The 12364-nt window shown below is 66.3% G+C and carries 14 protein-coding genes; 11 read left to right on the forward strand and 3 right to left on the reverse strand.

Annotated elements, in window-relative coordinates:
* Nucleotide 1: 1 nt before the first annotated feature.
* From GGR25_RS09345 to GGR25_RS09360, 4 genes are read left to right on the forward strand one after another with little or no spacing between them, the layout of a single operon-like run.
* A complete protein-coding gene (locus tag GGR25_RS09345) occupies nt 2-835 on the forward strand; it encodes a biotin--[acetyl-CoA-carboxylase] ligase (RefSeq protein WP_183398458.1) in 834 nt (277 codons plus the stop codon).
* Nucleotides 835-2514: a ribonuclease J gene (locus GGR25_RS09350; protein ID WP_183398459.1), complete on the forward strand. Its 1680-nt coding sequence runs from the start codon at nt 835-837 to the stop codon at nt 2512-2514. The genes GGR25_RS09345 and GGR25_RS09350 overlap by 1 nt, the downstream gene beginning before the upstream one ends.
* Before the next feature lie 49 nt (nt 2515-2563).
* A complete protein-coding gene (mce, locus tag GGR25_RS09355) occupies nt 2564-2968 on the forward strand; it encodes a methylmalonyl-CoA epimerase (protein ID WP_183398460.1) in 405 nt (134 codons plus the stop codon).
* A 3-nt stretch (nt 2969-2971) separates the two neighbouring features.
* Nucleotides 2972-3229, forward strand: coding sequence for a DUF1467 family protein (locus GGR25_RS09360; protein WP_183398461.1), 258 nt, complete (start codon nt 2972-2974; stop codon nt 3227-3229).
* A gap of 13 nt (nt 3230-3242) precedes the next feature.
* On the opposite strand, the gene GGR25_RS09365 is transcribed toward GGR25_RS09360, so the two are convergent.
* Entirely contained in the window at nt 3243-4592 is a 1350-nt protein-coding gene (locus tag GGR25_RS09365; RefSeq protein ID WP_183398462.1) for a glycosyltransferase, read from the reverse strand.
* A gap of 326 nt (nt 4593-4918) precedes the next feature.
* On the opposite strand from GGR25_RS09365, the gene GGR25_RS09370 reads away from it, so the two are divergent.
* Nucleotides 4919-5809, forward strand: a complete 891-nt coding sequence (locus GGR25_RS09370) for a DUF6502 family protein (RefSeq protein WP_246409384.1) — start codon at nt 4919-4921, stop codon at nt 5807-5809.
* Entirely contained in the window at nt 5806-7035 is a 1230-nt protein-coding gene (locus tag GGR25_RS09375; protein WP_183398463.1) for a hypothetical protein, read from the forward strand. The genes GGR25_RS09370 and GGR25_RS09375 overlap by 4 nt, the downstream gene beginning before the upstream one ends.
* Before the next feature lie 158 nt (nt 7036-7193).
* On the opposite strand, the gene GGR25_RS09380 is transcribed toward GGR25_RS09375, so the two are convergent.
* Entirely contained in the window at nt 7194-7664 is a 471-nt protein-coding gene (locus GGR25_RS09380) for a L,D-transpeptidase (RefSeq protein ID WP_183398464.1), read from the reverse strand.
* Nucleotides 7665-7784: 120 nt separating this feature from the next.
* A complete protein-coding gene (locus GGR25_RS09385; RefSeq protein ID WP_183398465.1) occupies nt 7785-8225 on the reverse strand; it encodes a L,D-transpeptidase in 441 nt (146 codons plus the stop codon).
* Nucleotides 8226-8480: 255 nt separating this feature from the next.
* Here GGR25_RS09385 and panB point away from each other — a divergent pair, with 255 nt between their 5' ends.
* From panB to GGR25_RS09410, 5 genes are all read left to right on the forward strand, one after another.
* Nucleotides 8481-9299 (forward strand): 3-methyl-2-oxobutanoate hydroxymethyltransferase, encoded by an 819-nt coding sequence (gene panB, locus GGR25_RS09390; protein WP_183398466.1) that lies wholly within the window; start codon nt 8481-8483, stop codon nt 9297-9299.
* A gap of 84 nt (nt 9300-9383) precedes the next feature.
* Nucleotides 9384-10061 carry a tetratricopeptide repeat protein gene (locus GGR25_RS09395; protein ID WP_183398467.1) on the forward strand — a complete coding sequence of 226 codons (678 nt, stop codon included), beginning with the start codon at nt 9384-9386 and terminating at the stop codon, nt 10059-10061.
* 151 nt (nt 10062-10212) lie between these two features.
* Complete coding sequence (gene der, locus GGR25_RS09400) at nt 10213-11625, forward strand: ribosome biogenesis GTPase Der (protein WP_183398468.1); 1413 nt, start codon at nt 10213-10215, stop codon at nt 11623-11625.
* A 40-nt stretch (nt 11626-11665) separates the two neighbouring features.
* Nucleotides 11666-11989 carry a type II toxin-antitoxin system HigB family toxin gene (locus GGR25_RS09405; protein ID WP_183398469.1) on the forward strand — a complete coding sequence of 108 codons (324 nt, stop codon included), beginning with the start codon at nt 11666-11668 and terminating at the stop codon, nt 11987-11989.
* Entirely contained in the window at nt 11979-12359 is a 381-nt protein-coding gene (locus GGR25_RS09410; RefSeq protein ID WP_183398470.1) for a helix-turn-helix domain-containing protein, read from the forward strand. Before GGR25_RS09405 ends, GGR25_RS09410 begins: the two co-directional genes overlap by 11 nt.
* Nucleotides 12360-12364: the final 5 nt, after the last annotated feature.

Raw genomic sequence — 12364 nt, forward strand, 5'->3', positions numbered from 1 at the left:
GGTGGCATTCGAACTCGGATCCGGCGCGGCGCGCGCGGGCTTTCGTCTCGTCGAATTCGCCGAAGCCGGGTCGACGAATCAGGAGGCCATCGCCGCCGCCCGTGCCGGCGATGCCGGTCGCTGCTGGTTCGTGACGATGCGCCAGACCGCCGGTCGTGGCCGTCGCGGCCGTGACTGGAAGGCGCCGGACGGCAATCTCGCCGCGACGCTGCTGCTGCGCGTGCCGCATGATCCCATGACGGCGGCGACGCTCGGCTTCGTCGCCGGCCTGTCGCTGGACGAGGCGCTGCGCACCATCGCACCCGATCTGCAGCTCAAGGTCGGGCTGGATGGCTTCGACGGCGCCGGTGCGCCCGGTCGCGCCGACAGGCTGCGCCTCAAATGGCCCAATGATGTCCTGCTCGACGGCGGCAAGCTGGCTGGCATCCTGCTCGAGGCGGAGCCGTTGACCGAAGGCGGATTCGCGGTGGCGATCGGCATCGGCGTCAATGTCGTCGCGGCGCCGGAAGGGCTCCCCTATCCAGCCGCCTCGCTTTCCTCGCTCGGCTATGCGATATCGGCCCCACGTCTCTTCGTTGCGCTGGCGGACGCATTCGCCAGCGTGTTGCGCGTGTGGGACGAAGGCAGGGGATTCGCAAGCGTGAGGCGCCTTTGGCTCGACCGCGCTGCGGGACTGGGTGAAGATGTGGCAGTAAGAATCGGTGACCGGATCGTCTCGGGCGTTTTCGAGACGATCGACGAGGAGGGCAGACTCGTCATCCGGTCTTCACAGGGTAAGGTCCGGACAGTCGCCGCTGGCGAGGTCCATTTCGGTGCGGTGGCGTCGGCCAACTAATGAATCCATCACACAGTGGACCGGACGAGTTCGTCTTCCTCCCCCTCGGCGGGGTCGGCGAAATCGGGATGAATCTTGCCGTCTATGGCCTAGGCTCGAAGCGGGACCGGCAGTGGCTTGCCGTTGATTTCGGCGTCAGCTTCGCCGGCCCGGACCTTCCGGGCGTCGACCTGGTGCTCCCCGACATCCGCTTCCTCGAGGAAAATCGCGACAATCTGCTCGGCATCGTCATCACGCATGCGCATGAGGACCATTTCGGCGCGCTGCTCGATCTGTGGCCGCGCCTCCGTGTCCCCGTCTATGCGAGCGCGTTCACCGCGGGCCTGCTGCAGGCGAAGCGCACGAGCTATCCCGGATCGCCGCCCATTCCGATCGAGATCGTCGCGCCGGGCGATCGCGTCGTCCTCGGCGGCTTCGACGTCGAGTTCATCGCCGTCGCGCACTCGATCCTCGAGCCGATGGCGCTCGCCATCCGCACGCGGTTCGGCACGGTCGTCCATACGGGCGACTGGAAGCTCGACCCGGAGCCGGTCCTCGGCTGGCAGACCGACGCCCAGCGCCTCGCCGCGATCGGCGATGAGGGCGTGCTGGCGCTCGTTTGCGATTCGACCAATGCGATGCGCGAAGGTCGCAGCCCGAGCGAGGGGGAGGTCGCGCGCGAGCTCCACGCGCTGGTCGGCGAAGCGACCGGCCGCGTCGCCTTCACCGCATTCGCATCCAACATGGCGCGCATTCGCTCGATCGCGATGGCGGCGCAGGCGCATGACCGCCAGGTCGTCGTCGTCGGCCGGGCGCTGCGCCGCTCGATCGAGGTCGCGACCGAGCTCGGCTATATGGAGGGCGTCCCGCCCTTCCTCGACGAAGAGGCCTATGGCTACCTGCCGCGCGACAAGGTCGTCGCGATCGTGACGGGAAGCCAGGGCGAGTCGCGCGCCGCCCTCGCGCGCATCGCCGACGATGATCACAAGTTCATCGGCCTTTCACCGGGCGATATCGTCGTCTTCTCGGCGCGCCCGATCCCGGGCAACGAGAAGGCGATCGGCAACATCATCAACCATCTCGTCGACCAGGGCGTTCAGGTGATCACCGACCGGGATCGGCTGGTGCACGTCTCCGGCCATCCGCGGCGTGACGAACTGGCCGAGATGTATGGCTGGGTCCGGCCGGAGATCGCGATCCCCGTGCATGGCGAGCCGATGCATCTGGTGGCCCATGCCGCGTTTGCGCGCGAGATGGGCGTCGGCCAGGTGATCGACATCGAGGACGGCGCACTCGTCCGCCTCGCACCCGGCCGCGCGCAGGAAATCGACGAGGTGCCCTGCGACCGTCTCTATAAGGACGGCATCATCATCGCTGATCTCGACGGCGTCGGCGTTCCAGAGCGGCGTAAGCTGTCCTTCGCCGGTCATGTCGCCGTCTCCGTGATCCTCGACGGCAATGGCAGCCTGATGGTCGATCCCGAGATCGCCTTGACGGGTCTGCCGCTGCAGGGCGTATCGGGACATCCTTTCGAAGAGACGGTCATGTCGGCTGTCCTCGGGACCATCGAGAGCATTCCTCGCGCCCGCCGGCGCGACGTCGAACTGCTGCGCGACGCGCTGCGCCGCGCCGTGCGCGCGGCGGTGCGCGAAGGCTGGGGCAAAAAACCCCTTTGCACGGTCTTCGTCACGATCGTATGACGGCTGGCGCCCGCGCCGCCTTGCGCGGGCTGCCAAGCCGGAGGCGTCGATGATCGGTCGGCTCAATCACGTGGCCATCGCGGTTCCCAATCTGGAAGCGGCGGTGCAGGTCTATCGCGATCGTCTGGGCGCCGTGGTGTCGGCCCCCGTGGATCTGCCTGAGCACGGGGTCACGACGGTCTTCGTGACGCTTCCGAACACGAAGATCGAGCTGCTCGGCGCGCTCGGGGCCGATTCCCCGATCGCGAAATTCCTGGAGCGCAATCCTGAAGGCGGGATCCATCACATCTGCTACGAGGTCGAGGATATCGACGCCGCGATCGCGCGCCTCGCGGCCGAGGGTGCCCGCATCCTCGGCGAGGGTAGGGCCAAGATCGGCGCGCATGGGAAGCCCGTCGTCTTCCTGCACCCCAAGGATTTTCTTGGCACGCTGATCGAGCTGGAGCAGGCCTGAGTCATGCGGATCTACAGCCTCATCGCGATCTACTTCATCATCTGGTGGCTGGTCATTTTCATGATCCTGCCTTTCGGCGTCCGCACCCAGGCGGAGGAGGGCGACGTGACGCTCGGGACGACCGCCAGCGCGCCGATACGGCCCATGCTGATCCGCAAGGCGATCATCACCTCGATCGTCAGCGCCATCATTCTCTTCGCCTTCTGGTACGCCTACACCGTCAAAGGCTGGACGCCCGAGTTCCTCAGCCACATGTTCTGACAGACCGACGCGGTCACGCGGCATGGCTTGTCGGCAAGGCGAGGCTCGGAACGAGATGGTTGGATGCGGGATAGTCCGCCGCCCCGCCTGGAGCCTGTGCGGTCGGTGTGCCCTCCGCAGTATCGACCAATGACAGAAGACGATTGGCGAATACGGTTTCGTCGATCGGCCGATAGGCGAGCGAAATCTGCTGACGCAGGCGCTCGCCCCATGCCGGCTCAGTGATCGCGCGGCGGACTTCATTGCGCCACGCCTCGAGATCGCCGGTCGGCAGGACGGGCATCAGGCCCTGGGTCGCCTCGGCGAGCGATGGCGTATCGGAAATGATGATCGGCAGGTCGTAGTCGAGGCTCTCGGCCGCGCCGAGCCCCCAACCCTCCGCCAGCGAGGGGTACAGCCCGAAGGCGGCATTGCGATAGAGCCAGACGAGCTGCTGGTCGCTCATGTGATTGAGGATGACGAGGTGGCGGTCGAGCTCCGGATGGGCTTCGAGATACGCCTTGGCCTCGCCATACATCCAGCCCCAGCGCCCGCCGAAGACGAGCTTGGGCAGGCGGTCGCCAAACTCGTCGATGAGCGAGGACCACAGCTTCAGCAGGAGAATGTGGTTCTTGCGGATCTCGATCGTCGAGCAATAGAACGCGAAGCGCTGCCCGACGAGTGCCGGAACGGGCTCCGGCGCCTGGCCGCGAAGGGCCTCCTTGAGGAACGAACCGAGCTGGGACACGGCGATCCGCGGCGGGACGGCGACGCCGGCTTGGGCCGCATAGGCGGCGGCACGCTCGGCGGTGTGGTTCGAGACGCAGATGATCTGGCGACACTCGCCGAGCATCCAGTTGACATCGCGCTCGAAATTGCGCGCGTGACTGCGGTCGGTGAGGTGCGGCTGCTCGATCGGGATCAGGTCGTGCAGCACCGTCGAGATGTGCACGGTCTTGGGCACGGAGCGTCCGCTGGCGGCCAGATGATGCAGGCCGGCGCTCGAGAGGAAGCAGCGTGCGCCCGGGATCGCGAGCGGATCGATCTCGCCGCTGCGACCGCGCCCGCCGAGCCCCGTCAGCTTGAGGCCGCGGATGAGCGTCTTCGCCAATTGGTAGGAGAGGCCGCGCCGATCCGTCCGCCGGCTCAGATAGCCGGCCGAGACGCGATCGAATTCCTTGCCCGACAGCGCCGCGCCGTCCCGGATCGCCGTAGTCACCGTCCCGAGACGATGCAGGAAGCTCGCGTCGGCTCCGTCCTCGATGCTGCGGAGGCGTCCCTCGACCAGCCTGGTGAGATAGTTGAGTTCCCGCGGGGTCAGCACGCGCGTCTGGCCGTTGCGCTCGACCTTGAAGAACGCGACCCTGCCGGTCTTCTGGCGCATCGCCTGCCGTACGATCGCGAATTCAACGCGCGGTATCCCGACGACCGGGTGAGGTCCCCAACGCAGGGGCACAGTCGCATCGACAAAGAACGTGTTCAAAATATGCGCTCCATCTCATGTCGCCTTGTGCTGGAGACGAGCCCATCGGTTCGGCGCCCGGCTTTCTCCGGGGGCCGTGCAATGTCTCGCTGCCCTTGGTCGACGTTTCGATTGTTATGCGGTGACTGTGGCAAAACAATGTGGGAAAAATACCCACAAAATGTCAATCTTGGTTCGCATTAAAAAAATGGGATTGTGTCCCACGTTCACTACTCTATGTGTGAGATATGACCGAAATCGGCGGATCTTCACTGGACGGAGCGAAGCTGCAGGGCCCTTTGGCCCGGCTGCTGAGGCCATTGGTCCGTCTGGCCATCCGCAGCGGCGTGACCTTTCCGGCCCTCACCGATCTGCTGCGCGAGCTCTATGTGAACGTGGCGGAGCACGAATTCGCCCTGCCATCCAAGAGCCAGACCGACAGCCGCGTGAGCCTGTTGACGGGTATTCATCGCAAGGAGGTCAGCCGCCTGCGCGGGGCAGGGGCTCCCGTGAACGTCGTCCCGGTCGCTGTCTCCCGGACGAGCCGGATTCTGGCGCGCTGGCTCGCCGATCCGGCCTTTACCGATGCGGATGGACGACCTTTGCCGCTGCCGCGCTCCAGCGAGGACGGCAGCCCGTCCTTCGACGCATTGGTCGAATCGGTCACGCGCGACGTCCGGCCCCGCGTCGTGCTCGACGAATGGCGCGACCGGGGATTGGTGACGCGCGACCCCAGCGATCGGATCGTCCTGTCCGAGTCGGCCTTCGTGCCCCAGAGCGGCAGTGACCAGCAGCTCTATTATCTCGGCCGCAATCTGCACGATCACATCGCCGCGGCCGTGACCAACGTGGAAAGCCCGCAGCCGCGCTTCCTGGAGCGCGCCGTCCATTATGACGGGCTTTCGCACGATGTCGCCGCGATGCTCGAGCAGCGATCACGCGACGTTGCGATCGATGCGCTCCAGACGGTCAACCGGGACGCCCATGCCGCAGCGACACCGCAGGAGAGCGGGTCTTGGCGCTGGATATTCGGTGTGTATGTCTATGCTGAAGAGGTGGTAGACGACGAGTCGATAGACGCGGCTGCCAACGCCGGTCCGTCGCGCGAAAACGGCAAGCCCGGGGACGAAGGCACATGACCGGCCGGATCTCGCGCAGACACCTCCTTACCCTGCTTGCTGGCGTTGCAGGCGCCGCCACGGTTTCGGCCGGCGCCGAGGAACAAAAGCCATCTGATCGCGGCATTGGCGGCACGGGCATCACGAGCGAGCCGGATGCGGGCGCGGGTGGCCGCATCGGCTTCATCGGTACGATTCGTCGCTTCGGCAGCATCTACGTCAACGACGCGCGCATCAGCTATCCGAGCGACGTCGCTGTCTGGATCAATGGCGAGAAACGCAGCGCCACGGCGCTGGCCATCGGCCAGGTGGCGCGCACGGTCGCGCGCCGCGATGGAAAGGACCGTCTGGTCACCGACCGGATCGACGTGCTGAGCGAAGTGATCGGCCCGGTCTCCGGCATCGAGGAGCATGCCGTCACCGTCCTCGGGCAGCGCGTCCTGCTCGGCGATACGGTCGCGCCGCCCTCATGGCAGGTCGGCACCCGCATCGCCGTCTTCGGCCTCAGGACGGCGAGCGGCGAGATCGTCGCAACGCATGTCGCGCCAGCCGGCGATTCGCCTGATCAGATCGTCGGGACGCCGCGTATGCAGGGCTGGACGCTTCGCATCGGCGATCTGCCGCTGCTCGGCATCGGCGAGCAATACGAAGGCTGGCGCGTCATCGTTCGCGGCGCGGCAAGCGGCCGGGGTTTCAAGGTCAACCGGGTGTCGCTCGATGCGCCGTTCGAGGGGCGCGATGTCGCCCGCATATCCCTGGAGACCTATGTCGAGCACAGCGGCGCCACGTTCCGGACCGGGGCAGGTTTCGAGTTCCGCGACGCGGAGCTCGGCCAGCGATTGACGCCGCACGAGAACCTGCGCGCGGTGCTGAATGTCGAGGTGGGACGCACCGGCGAACTGCGTCTGGATGGGATGCGCTTCGAAGGCCCCGACGGACGGCTGGACGGGCAGGGGCTCCGATTTGGCAGCGGACCGGGATCGTCTCCCCCCGGAGGAGTCTCACCTCCGTCGGGCCAGCCGAGCATCGACGGCAATATGCGGGGCGCGGTCGGTCTCGGCAGCGGCCCGGGAGGCCCGGCAGGAGGCCGCGATGGCCCGGGGCCGGGGGGTGGCCACAGCCCAGGCGGGGTTGGCCGGGGAGCCATCGGAGGCGCGCTGGGAGCCGCGGTCGCCGGGTCTCGCGGCCAGGACTCGGACGGCGGCCGGCCGTCGAAACCCTCGTCTCCGGACTCCGGCCCTCGCTGAGCATCGCCGGAAGATCAGGCGATGACCTTTCTTCGCGCGTGGACCCGTGCGGTCGTCACGGTCGCCCGCACGCGAAAACGGCGCCGCCCCGGGGGGCGACGCCGTTTTGAAGATCGAACTCCTGCCTCGAAGATCCGCCTGAGGCGGATGATTTGCCCTTACTGTTCGACGTAGATCGCCGTCCGCGTCATGCCCAGTTCGGCGACGGCGCGGAAGAAAACCTCGGCATTCGACGGGTCGAGGCGCACGCAGCCATGCGATGCCGGGCGGCCCAGATGGTTGACTTCCGTCGTCGCGTGAACGGCGATGCCGTCATTGAAGAACACCGAATAGGGCATCGGCGCGTTCTCGTACTTCGTCGAATGGTGCAGTTCGTCGAGATAGTCCGGACGGAAGGCGCCGGGTGGGGTCTCGTAGCCCTTGCGGCCCGTCGAGACCTTCCAGGTGTAGCGCTCCTCGCGTCCATCCTTGCGCTTGATGAAGACGTCCATGCGCTGCTGCGACAGCGAGACCGTCGCCTTGACGCCGGGAGGCGCGGGGAAGAGCGGGTTCGACGCGGACGCGGGTGCCGCAAAGCCGACGATGGCGGCGGCGCAGATCGTGAGGATGGCGGTGAGGCGGGCAATCATGGTTCGGGTCCGGCTGTCTAGGTCTGGCTCACGGCGGTTACGACGCGCCGTTTCATGGGAGTGTTATGTCGATTCTTCCGGTCGCTATCAGTGATGAACTTCACAAGGCGGGCGGATTCCTCAGCGCGTGATGACGATCCTGGCATTCTCGATCCCCGAACTCTTGACGAGACTGTACAGGGTCCGCGCATTGTCGGGATGGAGGCGCACGCAGCCATGCGAGGCGGGACGGCCGAGCGCACGGATATGCGGCGTGCCGTGGACGGCATAACCGCCGAGGAAGAAAATCGAGTTCGGCATAGGGGCGTTGTCGTACTTCTTCGAGTACCACATCTTGTGCATGCGGGTCGGGCGGAAGCTTCCGACCGGCGTGCGATAGCCGCTTCGTGCGGTCGAGACGGCCCAGTCATAGGTCGGAATGCCATCGACATAGACGACCATCTGTTGCGAAGACAGGCTGATGCGCGCGACGACATCCGCGAAGGCGGATCCCGGCAGCAAAGTCGCGGCGAGCGCGACGATCATCAGTATCGCGGCGCCGATCGATCTCGGTCTGGCCATGGGACGTTCAGCCCTGAAAGTTGAAGTGGGACTATGCCACTTTGAACTCAGGAACTGAACAAGCGGTAAGTGAGGGGGCGAAGAGTTCGCGCGGGCGTAGCATGGAAAACACAATCACCGCGCCAAGGCTGGGCAGTCATGCGACCGCGATGGTCGAACGGGGCGGCGAATAATGCTAGGGACACCGCTCGTGCGGCTCGCCATCGAAAGCCGCCATGGAAATGGACGCGCCAGCGTCCGCTAGGGAGAACGCCGATGTCCGTCGAGGGTCAATCCCGCCGCCTGACGGCGATCGATATTGCGAGCCGCAAGGGCGGCCAGCCGATCGTTTCGCTCACGTCGTACCATGCCCATACCGCGGCTATCATCGATCCGTTCGTCGACTTCATCCTCGTCGGCGATTCGCTCGGCATGGTGATGCACGGCCTCGAATCGACGATTCCCGTGACGGTCGAGATGATGGTCCTGCAGGGGCGGGCGGTGATGCGCGGCTCGCAGCACGCGCTGGTCGTCGTCGACCTGCCTTTCGGCTCCTATGAAGAAAGCCCGGCTGCCGCCTTCCGCACCGCGTCCCGCGTGCTCAAGGAGACGGGCTGCGGCGCGGTCAAGCTCGAGGGTGGCCGGCGCATGGCGGAGACGATCCGCTTCCTGACCGAGCGCGGCGTGCCGGTCATGGGCCATGTCGGCCTGACGCCGCAATCGATCCACACCATGGGCGGCTTCAAGGTGCAGGGAAAGAGCGAGGCCAGCGCCGCCGCCGTCCTGGCCGACGCGATCGCCGTCGATGAGGCTGGCGCCTTCGCCATGGTGGTCGAGGGCGTGATCGAGACGCTCGGCCGCGAGATCACCGAGAAGGTGTCGTGCCCGACCATCGGCATCGGCGCGTCATCGGCCTGCGACGGCCAGATCCTGGTGCTCGAGGACATGCTCGGTCTCTCGCCGCGCGTGCCCAAATTCGTCAAGCGCTACGGCACGCTGGCGGGGATGATCGAGGAGGCGGTCTCGTCCTATGCCGGCGAAGTGCGCTCCCGCGCCTTCCCGGGCGAGGCCAATGTCTACAAGCCCAAGGCTTGATCGCGGGAAGCGCTGCCGTCCGCCATTTGCCAGCCGGGGGGCGCTTCGTTATGGTGCCCGCCGCTGAAGGCCGCCGAGGACTAGATGACCGATATCTTTCGTGAAGTCGAAGAAGACCTGCGCAAAGAGCAGGCCAAGAGGCTGTGGCGGCGCTTCGGACCCTATGTCGTTCTCCTCGCCATATTGATCGTGCTGGCGACTGCCGGATGGCGCGGTTGGCTCTATTGGCGTGGCCTGCAGGCGGCGGCGACGGGTGACCGCTTCGTCAACGCGCTCAACCTCGCGAATGACGGCAAGCACGACGACGCGATGAAGGCCCTGGCTGATCTTCAGGCGACGGGCACGGGCGGCTATCCGATCCTCGCGAAGATGCGTTCGGCGGCGGACCTTGCCACCGCCGGCAAGACGGACGAGGCGGTCAAGGCCTATGACGACCTTGCGGCGGCGCCGTCCACCTCGCCGCTCTTGAAGACGCTGTCGCGCCTGCGTTCCGCGCTTCTGCTCTCCGACACCGCCGATCTCGCCGCCATGAAGACGCGCATCGGCGATCTCGCCGCGACGGGCGGGCCCTGGCGCAATGCGGCGCGCGAGATTCTCGGTCTCACCGCCTGGCGCACCGGCGATGTCGATGCGGCGCGCGGCTATTTCAACGATATCGCCACCGACCCGACCGCGTCCGAGGCGGCGAAGAGCCGGGCTCAGCTGATGCAGGAGCTGATCCGCGGCAAGGCCGGCGATCCGCCGCCGGCGGCGAAGAGCTGAGGCGGAGCGCGGGCGCCACCTCCCTCCAGCGCGAGCCGAACCCAAAGCCCGGGATTGCCCGGGCTTTGATTTTTATCGCCGGTCCGCGCATTGATTTCCCAGGGCCGTTTTTTGGCCGAACAACCAACGCCCGACGGAGCCGGACGACATCATGAGCTTTACCGCCGCGATCATCGGCCGCCCCAATGTCGGCAAGTCCACGCTGTTCAATCGCCTTGTCGGCTCGAAGATCGCGCTCGTCGACGACACGCCCGGCGTGACGCGTGACCGCCGGCCGGGCGAGGCGAAGATCGGCGACCTCTATTTCACGGTCATCGATACCGCCGGCCTCGAGGAGGCCGACCCGGCATCGCTGCAAGGCCGCATGCGCGCGCAGACCGAAGCCGCCATCGCCGAGGCGGATGTGTCGCTCTTCGTCATCGATGCACGCGTCGGCGTGACGCCGGTCGACGAGCATTTCGCGGAGCTGCTGCGCCGTGTCGGCAAGCCGGTCGTGCTGGTCGCCAACAAGGCCGAAGGCAAGGTCGGCGAGGCGGGCGTCCTGGAGGCCTATGGCCTCGGCTTCGGCGAGCCGGTCGCGATCTCCGCCGAGCACGGCGAGGGCATGGCCGACCTCTTCGCGGCATTGCTGCCCTTCGAGCGTCCCGAGGAGGAAGAAGAGGCGGCCGAGGACGAGGAGTCCGACGAGATCATCTTCGTCGAGGGCGAGGAAGAGATCGCCGAAGAGCCGATCGATCCGGCCAAGCCGATCAAGGTGGCCGTGGTCGGGCGCCCCAATGCCGGCAAGTCGACCTTGATCAATACGATGCTCGGCGAGGATCGCCTGCTGACGGGGCCGGAAGCTGGCATCACGCGCGATTCGATCTCGGTCGACTGGATCTGGCGCGACCGCCCGTTCAAGCTGTTCGATACGGCGGGCCTGCGCAAGAAGGCGCGCGTCGAGACCAAGCTCGAAAAGCTGTCGGTGGGCGACACGCTCCGCGCCGTCCGCTTCGCCGAAGTCGTCGTGCTCATGCTCGATGCCACCATGCCGTTCGAGAAGCAGGATCTGCAGATCGCCGATCTCGTCGCGCGCGAGGGCAGGGCGCTGGTCATCGCGCTCAACAAGTGGGACCTGATCGAGGATCGCCAGAAGACGATGGCGGATCTCCGCGAGATGGCCGAACGGCTGCTGCCGCAGGTGCGCGGCGTGCCGCTGGTGCCGATCTCCGGCCTGACGGGTTCCGGTATCGACCGGTTGATGGGCGATCTGCTCAAGGTCTACGGCACATGGAACCGCCGCGTGCCGACCGCCGCGCTCAATCGCTGGCTGGCCGCGACGCTCGAGCATCATCCGCCGCCCGCCGTCTCCGGCCGCCGCGTCAAGCTGCGCTACATGACGCAGCCGAAATCGCGCCCGCCGACCTTCGTCGCCTTCTGCTCCCGCCCCGAGGCGCTGCCGGAAGCCTATACGCGCTATTTGCTGAACGGCCTCCGCGAATCGTTTGGCCTGACGGCGGTTCCGCTGCGCCTGACCCTCCGGAAAGGCGAGAACCCCTTCGAGGGCAAGGCGAAGAAGCGGTAGGGATTGATCCCAATATGGGATCGACCTAAGATCCGTCTTCATGCGGATCATCGCGCGCCGTACGCTCAAGGAGTTCGTGGACGGATTGGCGGGGCACCGCGATCAGTCGGCGGTGAAGGCCGCGCTCGATTCCTGGTTCCATGAAGTGAATCGCGCACATTGGCGAAACGCGGCCGACGTGAAGCGCAGCTATGCCTCGGCTTCGATCGTGTCGGCAGATCGCGTCGTCTTCAACGTCAAAGGCAACGACTATCGGCTCATCGTCGCCGCCGACTATGAGCGCGAGATCGTCTGGGTCAAATGGATCGGCACGCATCGCCTCTATGACGAGATCGACGCAAGGAGGATCGACTATGAAAGCTGATATCCATCCGATCCGGAACGAGGCCGACTACGACGCAGCGATGCAGGAGATCGGCACGCTTTGGGGCGCCGCCGCTGGATCGCCGGAGGGGGACCGGCTCGACGTGCTCGCCACTCTGGTCGAAGCCTATGAGGCGCAAGCCATCCCGGTGGATCTACCGGATCCGGTCGACGCGATCCTCTTCCGCATGGAGCAGCAGGGACTGTCGCGCAAGGATCTCGAGCCATATATCGGCTCCCGCGCCCGTGTGGCCGAGATCTTGAACCGTCGACGGGGACTTTCCATCGAAATGATCCGCCGGCTTCACGAGGGGCTCGGCATTCCGGCGGAAGTCCTGATCAGGCCTTCACGCCAGGAACAGGCGGCCTAGCAGCC

It is taken from the genome of Kaistia hirudinis, from assembly GCF_014196455.1.
Classification (GTDB): domain Bacteria; phylum Pseudomonadota; class Alphaproteobacteria; order Rhizobiales; family Kaistiaceae; genus Kaistia; species Kaistia hirudinis.

What these genes read in the sequence shown, in the direction of transcription:
- GGR25_RS09350 (WP_183398459.1), top strand. Translation starts at nt 835, where the DNA reads ATGAATCCATCACACAGTGGACCGGACGAGTTCGTCTTCCTCCCCCTC.
- GGR25_RS09365 (WP_183398462.1), bottom strand. Translation starts at nt 4,592, where the DNA reads ATGCGCCAGAAGACCGGCAGGGTCGCGTTCTTCAAGGTCGAGCGCAAC.
- GGR25_RS09410 (WP_183398470.1), top strand. Translation starts at nt 11,979, where the DNA reads ATGAAAGCTGATATCCATCCGATCCGGAACGAGGCCGACTACGACGCA.
- GGR25_RS09380 (WP_183398464.1), bottom strand. Translation starts at nt 7,664, where the DNA reads ATGATTGCCCGCCTCACCGCCATCCTCACGATCTGCGCCGCCGCCATC.
- GGR25_RS09405 (WP_183398469.1), top strand. Translation starts at nt 11,666, where the DNA reads ATGCGGATCATCGCGCGCCGTACGCTCAAGGAGTTCGTGGACGGATTG.
- mce (WP_183398460.1), top strand. Translation starts at nt 2,564, where the DNA reads ATGATCGGTCGGCTCAATCACGTGGCCATCGCGGTTCCCAATCTGGAA.
- panB (WP_183398466.1), top strand. Translation starts at nt 8,481, where the DNA reads ATGTCCGTCGAGGGTCAATCCCGCCGCCTGACGGCGATCGATATTGCG.
- GGR25_RS09385 (WP_183398465.1), bottom strand. Translation starts at nt 8,225, where the DNA reads ATGGCCAGACCGAGATCGATCGGCGCCGCGATACTGATGATCGTCGCG.
- GGR25_RS09395 (WP_183398467.1), top strand. Translation starts at nt 9,384, where the DNA reads ATGACCGATATCTTTCGTGAAGTCGAAGAAGACCTGCGCAAAGAGCAG.
- GGR25_RS09360 (WP_183398461.1), top strand. Translation starts at nt 2,972, where the DNA reads ATGCGGATCTACAGCCTCATCGCGATCTACTTCATCATCTGGTGGCTG.
- der (WP_183398468.1), top strand. Translation starts at nt 10,213, where the DNA reads ATGAGCTTTACCGCCGCGATCATCGGCCGCCCCAATGTCGGCAAGTCC.
- GGR25_RS09375 (WP_183398463.1), top strand. Translation starts at nt 5,806, where the DNA reads ATGACCGGCCGGATCTCGCGCAGACACCTCCTTACCCTGCTTGCTGGC.
- GGR25_RS09370 (WP_246409384.1), top strand. Translation starts at nt 4,919, where the DNA reads ATGACCGAAATCGGCGGATCTTCACTGGACGGAGCGAAGCTGCAGGGC.